Origin of the sequence: Leptospira ainlahdjerensis (assembly GCF_016919175.1) — a bacterium.
In the GTDB taxonomy this organism is placed as follows: domain Bacteria; phylum Spirochaetota; class Leptospiria; order Leptospirales; family Leptospiraceae; genus Leptospira; species Leptospira ainlahdjerensis.
Map to the genome: position 1 here is coordinate 80,667 of NZ_JAFFPU010000051.1, position 6,235 is coordinate 86,901.

The 6,235-nt window shown below is 45.3% G+C and carries 4 protein-coding genes; all 4 read left to right on the forward strand.

The window, feature by feature from the left end; all coding sequences use genetic code 11:
- Nucleotides 1-17: 17 nt before the first annotated feature.
- Nucleotides 18-2,027 carry a 1-acyl-sn-glycerol-3-phosphate acyltransferase gene (locus JWG45_RS14480; protein WP_205280393.1) on the forward strand — a complete coding sequence of 670 codons (2,010 nt, stop codon included), beginning with the start codon at nucleotides 18-20 and terminating at the stop codon, nucleotides 2,025-2,027.
- 68 nt (nucleotides 2,028-2,095) lie between these two features.
- Complete coding sequence (locus tag JWG45_RS14485) at nucleotides 2,096-2,554, forward strand: hypothetical protein (protein ID WP_205280394.1); 459 nt, start codon at nucleotides 2,096-2,098, stop codon at nucleotides 2,552-2,554.
- Nucleotides 2,555-3,382: 828 nt separating this feature from the next.
- Nucleotides 3,383-5,032 carry an FG-GAP repeat protein gene (locus JWG45_RS14490; RefSeq protein WP_205280395.1) on the forward strand — a complete coding sequence of 550 codons (1,650 nt, stop codon included), beginning with the start codon at nucleotides 3,383-3,385 and terminating at the stop codon, nucleotides 5,030-5,032.
- A partial coding sequence (locus tag JWG45_RS14495; protein ID WP_205280396.1) for a putative Ig domain-containing protein occupies nucleotides 5,016-6,235 on the forward strand: 1,220 nt, incomplete at its 3' end. The genes JWG45_RS14490 and JWG45_RS14495, both read left to right, overlap by 17 nt.

Consider the following 6,235-nt stretch of genomic DNA (forward strand, 5'->3'; position numbering starts at 1 on the left):
GACCAGGAGTAAGATTGATGGCTGAGAAAGAATCCAGCGTTGGGAAATGGCAGAAAGAATTTTTCGAAAACATTCACTTGTTCAAACGTTCCGGAATGACGGAAGAAGAAGCCAAGAAGATTCTCCAGAAGTTTTTATACTTATCCTCGGTAACTCCCATGCCTCCGGTAATGGACGTATTCAAAGAACCGAATCTTCTCGAAACGGTCGGAGTTTATACTTCTCCGGAACAGAGATCCAGAGAGTTTATGATGGAGTTTCTATCTCCAATCATGAAACAGTTTACCGTGGAAGGTGTGGACAATCTCAAATTGGTCAAACCTCTTCTCGGAAAATATCCGATCACTCTGATCTCGAATCACCTCTCGCACTTAGACGCTCCCGCAATCTTTCATCAACTCTATAACTGTTCCCCAGAAGGAAAAGCGATCGCGGAACAACTGGTTTTTATCGCGGGAAGACTCGCCTACGAACCGGACTTCACGCGTCTCGGGCTTTATATGTTCGGGACTCTTTTGGTTTGTTCGAAAAGAGACATGGCGGACAATCCGAGTCTTTCGGACGTGATGACCAAGATCAACATGAGAGCCTTCCGGCATTCTCAAAAACTTCAGTCCGACGGAAAGATCGTAGCCATCTTCCCGGAAGGAACCCGTTCGAGAGACGGAAGACTGATGCCGTTTGTGGAAACCGTCTATCACTACGTTGCAAACAAGGTCATCATTCCGATCTCTTTGGAAAAGACGGACAAGATTCTTCCGACCACAAGTTTGTTGTTTAATCAGGTGAACGGAAAAATCGTCATCGGCAAACCTGTGTTAGTCGGAGAACTTTCCAGAAAACACATGGAGACCTTTCCGAAAGACGTGGAACAACTTCAATTCCCGGAACACGGAGATAAAAAACAATTTCTCATCGACAATCTCGCTCTTCTCGTAGGTTCGAACTTAAATAAACACCAACACGGGACTTATAGAAACCTTTACAAAGGGGACGTTTCGGGTAAAAATATTCTTATCAAAATTCCGAAAGAACCGGAAGAAAAAATCGTCGTCATCGGAGCGAGCAGTATGTCAATCGCAGTGGCGACCTTGCTCGCGAACAAGGACGTTCTCGTTTATCTCTATCACCCGGATCAGGCTTATACGGAACAATGCAACACGGAAAGAAGAGAATTAAAATACTATCCTCTCTACAAACTTCCACCGAATTTAATCTTCACTTCCGATCCGGAAGTTCTGAAAACCGCGACACTTTTTATTCAAGGGACCAATCCTTGGGAATTGATCAATGTCTATCCCGAGATCCAACCTTTCCTCAACAAAAACAAGGCTCCTTTTTTCAATGTGATCAAAGGATTTACGAGTACGGGTTTGATTTTGGACGAGGTTCAGACCGCATTCGGATTGGAAGACGATCGATTGGGCGTTATCGCCGGCGCTTGTTATCCGGATCAGATCATGGAAAGAAAAATTTCCGGATTTGAGATCGCGGCGTCTAACGCGTCTTTGATTCCAAGAGTTCAAAAACTTTTCACCACGGGTTATATCTTTCCAAGACCCGCGAAAATTCCGACCGATATCAAAGGGGTTCAGTTGGGCGGGGCGCTGAAAACAATCTACGCGCTCGCGATGGGAATCGTAGAAGGATACTTTACTCAGACTCTCGGAGGAAACGTGGACAACTCTCTCTTTCATCTTTCCAACCGATTCTTTTCCGAGATGACCGAAATTGGAACGAAGATGGGTGGACAACCGGAAACGTTCCAAGGTCTCTCCGGATTGACTGACTTTATGCTCTCTTGTTTCGGAACCGATGCTAAGGACAGAAAAACCGGATATGATATCGCATACGGATCCCCTTCGGAAAGAATGTCCAACGGTTTTTACGGACTAAAAGTAATGCCGAATCTGATGAAGATCACCGCGGAAACCCCGGTTCTCGCCGCCGCTTACGAAATTGTGATCAACAAAAAGAACATGAGCGAGATCATCGAAATGATGGAAGGACGACTCGCAAGAGTGTAAGATTTAACCCTAAGCTCCGTGTGCGACGAAGCTTAGGGTTTTTCCTAATTCAAAAAGAATAAAATCGTTTGTTGAGAAGTGCAGCTTTGTTCGTTTTGCTTCTAATTCTTCTTTCTTTCCATTGTAGTGATATCCCGACTTCCCCTTTAAGCCGAGGCTCCGAACCTTCCAAATTCAGAAAATTAGAATATCCGAATATTCCTCTTCTTACAAAATCTCTAAAAGAGATCGTGAAAAATCGAAAAGAAGGAAGTCAGGATTTTTATGTTTCCGGAATATTTGATTCTTATTTTTATCTTTATTGGAAAAATCAAAAGGCGATCTACATCCTTTCATCGGCTGAAGGAGATTCAGAGGCTAATTATGTGGATTCGATTCTATATCCCACCGGAAGCTCCCGTATGGAAATCAACTCAAACCTTGTCGAGTCTTTGGATCAAACCCGAGGAAGTTCTTTTTTGATTCAGAGAGTTTTTCTCAATTCCATTCTTGAAAACTGTCTCCGAGGAATTTTGATCCGGATCTAATCTAAACGTTTTGCAGAACATCGTCCCGGTTCTCTCTCATTGAGAAAGGAATCGTTACAACTGCATTCACTTGGAACCAGGAAAGTATATTGCTCCTATACTTCGGGTCTTTCTTTGGAATCGACATTTTAGAAAATCAAACCCCGAATTCCGATCCAAAACTCAAATTTAATCTTTATAAATTCTTACGGATCAGAATGGGCCGTTTCAAAAAGAGAACGGTCATTTGTACAAAAAGAAACGGATCTCAGAGTCTCAAAGGAGTTCCCACAAACCTTGCTTCTCTTTACGAGATGAGTCCGTCGACTGAAAACGGGGAGTTCCCACAAACGCTGCTTCTCTTTACGAGATGAGTCCGTCGACTGAAAACGGGGAGTTCCTACTTTCCGCGAAACTCAGTGCCTCACCTCTATTGGCGCTTGACAGGTTTTGGGAAAAGCTCTTATGAGCTCACGATCCAAGGCAAACGAATCAAGCTCGACTTCAAGATTTTAAGTAGAAGGGTTTCGAACTCGAAAAAAAATTCCATTACCGACCCGTTTCCTTAACGCCGATAAACCCATCGGTATATTCCAAAAGAAGCACATTCAAAGAATCATATATCTTTTAGATTAGAAAATTACTTAAAATGGACCCAACGATTCTTTTTTCTTTATTACGTCGCCAAATCTTTCGAAGATGAATACAAACTAACCGCCTAACACATAACTCGGTCGGCGCGATTAATAATTAAAGATTTCTAAATTATAACAAGCGGTGACGCGCTCATTCTTTTGAGATAGATTATCACGGGCTTTGCGTCAAAGAGAATTTCCAATTGGCAAATTTATGAAATATCAAAAGAGCACAAAGATTCTTTTTTTCTCGAAAAAAAGTTTCCATACTTCCCTTTTTCATCAGATCTGCGTTTTGTTTCTCTTAATTCTACTCTTCCATTGTCAATACGAACCCAAAAACAATTTCGATCTACTCCTTCTTACCGGCCAAGGTCCGGGGCCATCGGACTCTACCACGGGGGGAGTAGACTTTTCCAATCCGACTTCTTCCGCTACGATCGCAGGGTGGGAGAACGAAGCTTATATAAAGGCGAATAACGTTGGATTGGGAGGGGCTCTCTTCGGGCATAGTCTCGCGATTTCAGAAAATACGATGGTGATCGGAGCTTATCGGGAAAGCAGCAATCAGATAGGAATAACGAACGGGTCCGCCGCTAGCGTCGCGAGCATGAACACTTCAGCTATGGATTCGGGAGCGGCCTATGTTTTTCGTAATATTTCCGGCAACTGGGTTTTAGAAGCATACCTAAAAGCTTCCAACACGAACCCGAACGATCGATTCGGCTGGAGCGTTGCAATTTCTGGAAATACGATCGTGGTAGGAGCTACTGGTAACGGGGCTTCTGGGTCGGCTTATGTTTTTGTATTCGACAGCGGAACTTCCACCTGGACTCAAGAGGCTCTTCTAAAAGCGCCTAACTTCGGCGCGGGCGATCAGTTCGGCTCCTCGGTCGCGATCGATGGGGATCTCGTAGTAGTCGGCGCGCAGTGGGAGGACAGCGATGAGAATTTTATTACAAACGGCCCCACTGCGAGCGCTAATAATTCTAAAAACGATTCCGGGGCGGCTTATATTTTTCGACGAACCGGTGTTATATGGACACAGGAGGCTTATCTCAAAACTCCCAACCCGGATAACAACGATTACTTCGGCTCTAGCGTCGCCATCTCCGGCGATACCGTTGTAGTAGGAGCTCCTCAGGAAGGTAGCCTTTCCGGATTGATTAACGGAACGACCGCTAGCGCTGATAATTCGAAGTTCAACTCGGGAGCGGCCTATGTTTTTAGAAAAAGTGGACCCTTATGGGTCCAGGAAGCCTTTCTCAAAGCATCCAATCTGGATTCTAACGATCAATTCGGGAAAAAAATATCCATTTCCGGCAATACAATCGCTGTCGGCGCGCCTTTCGAAGACAGCAACCAAAGTGATGTTTTGAACGGATCAGTTGCGAGCTCCGATAATTCAGTTAGTAGCGCCGGAGCGGTTTATGTTTTCGAAAGAAGCGGAACATCTTGGGCCCAGGCTGCATTCTTAAAAGCTAAAAATGTACAAGGGGGAGACCAATTCGGCTCCAGCGTTTCAATCGACGGAAATATAATCGCCGTAGGCTCAATTAACGAATCCTCCAATCAATCCACAATCACAAACGGAAATCTAAGTCATTGGAATGAACAAATGCCTCAGTCTGGATCCGTATATGTCTTTAGCAAATCTGCGGTTTGGAGCGCTGAATCGTATCTAAAGGCGCCAAATCCGGGAAGTTCGGATTTGTTCGGTTGGAGCGTGGGGGTTCACGCAAACAAGATCGTGGTCGGCGCCACTCAAGAATGCAGTAATCAAACCACCATCACGAACGGCAACGCCGCCAGCGCCGACGATTCAGCGTTTCGAGCAGGAGCAGCTTATGTGTTTCGAAAATAATCCTCTAGTCTTGCTCGATCGAAACGAAGATCCACTTCGTAACAAAACAAAATCCGGTTTAAGATTCTTTAAAAGTGCAAATTTATATTCTATATTTATAATATTATTCTGTATCAATTCGTTTTTAAATTGTCTCAAAGGCGGGGAAGAACAACAGCTTTTGCTCAACTTTTTTATCACAACGGATCCTCCTATCACGAACCTTAAATATTCGATATCTTCCTTTCAATACGCGAGACTCGTACCGATCCCGACTTTGCGACCGAGCATCCAGGGAACTCCTTCCAATTACTCGGTTTCACCACCCCTTCCTCAAGGTATCACAATCGATCCCAAAACGGGTTTTATCTCGGGGACTCCACTGGAAGTCCTGAGCGTTAGCGAATTTACGATTACAGCGAATAATTTCGGTAACTCCGTATCGACCACTTTGATCTTAATACCGACTTTATCCCAATGGGGAAACGCCGCTTATATCAAAGCCTCCAATTCTGATATCGCGGATTATTACGGAAATGCGGTGGCAATTGACGGCGATACGATGGTAGTAGGTGCGTATTTGGAAAATAGCAGCCAAACTACGATCACAAACGCATCTACTGCAAGCTCCGATAATGGAGCAGACAGTTCCGGAGCCGTCTATGTTTACAAACGAACGAACGGAATCTGGGAACAGGAGGCATATCTAAAGGCGTCTAACGCGGAAGCGGGGGATTGGTTCGGATACAGTGTCGCGATAAACGGAGATACGATCGTAGTGGGCGCTTATCTCGAAAGTAGTAATCAAACAGCCGTTACAAACGGAGCTCCGGCTAGTGCTGACAATTCCGCCGGAGGAGCCGGCGCGGCCTATGTTTATCGCAGGATCGGAAACGCTTGGACGGAAGAAGCGTATCTCAAGGCGTCTAACGCGGAGGCAGGAGATTCTTTCGGATACAGCGTTGCGGTAAACGGAGACACGATTGCAGTGGGCGCAATCGGAGAAGCCAGCAGTCAAATTACGATCACAAACGGAGCTCCGGCTAGTGCTGACAATTCCGCCGGAGGAGCCGGCGCTGTCTATGTTTATCGCAGGATCGGAAACGCTTGGACGGAAGAGGCGTATCTAAAGGCGTCTAACGCGGAAGCAGGAGATTCTTTCGGATACAGCGTTGCGGTAAACGGAGACACGATTGCAGTGGGCGCAATCGGAGAAGCCAGCAG

Bases quoted from the DNA above. Each gene is read 5' to 3' on its own strand.
- JWG45_RS14490 (WP_205280395.1), top strand. From the start codon at position 3,383: ATGAAATATCAAAAGAGCACAAAGATTCTTTTTTTCTCGAAAAAAAGT.
- JWG45_RS14480 (WP_205280393.1), top strand. From the start codon at position 18: ATGGCTGAGAAAGAATCCAGCGTTGGGAAATGGCAGAAAGAATTTTTC.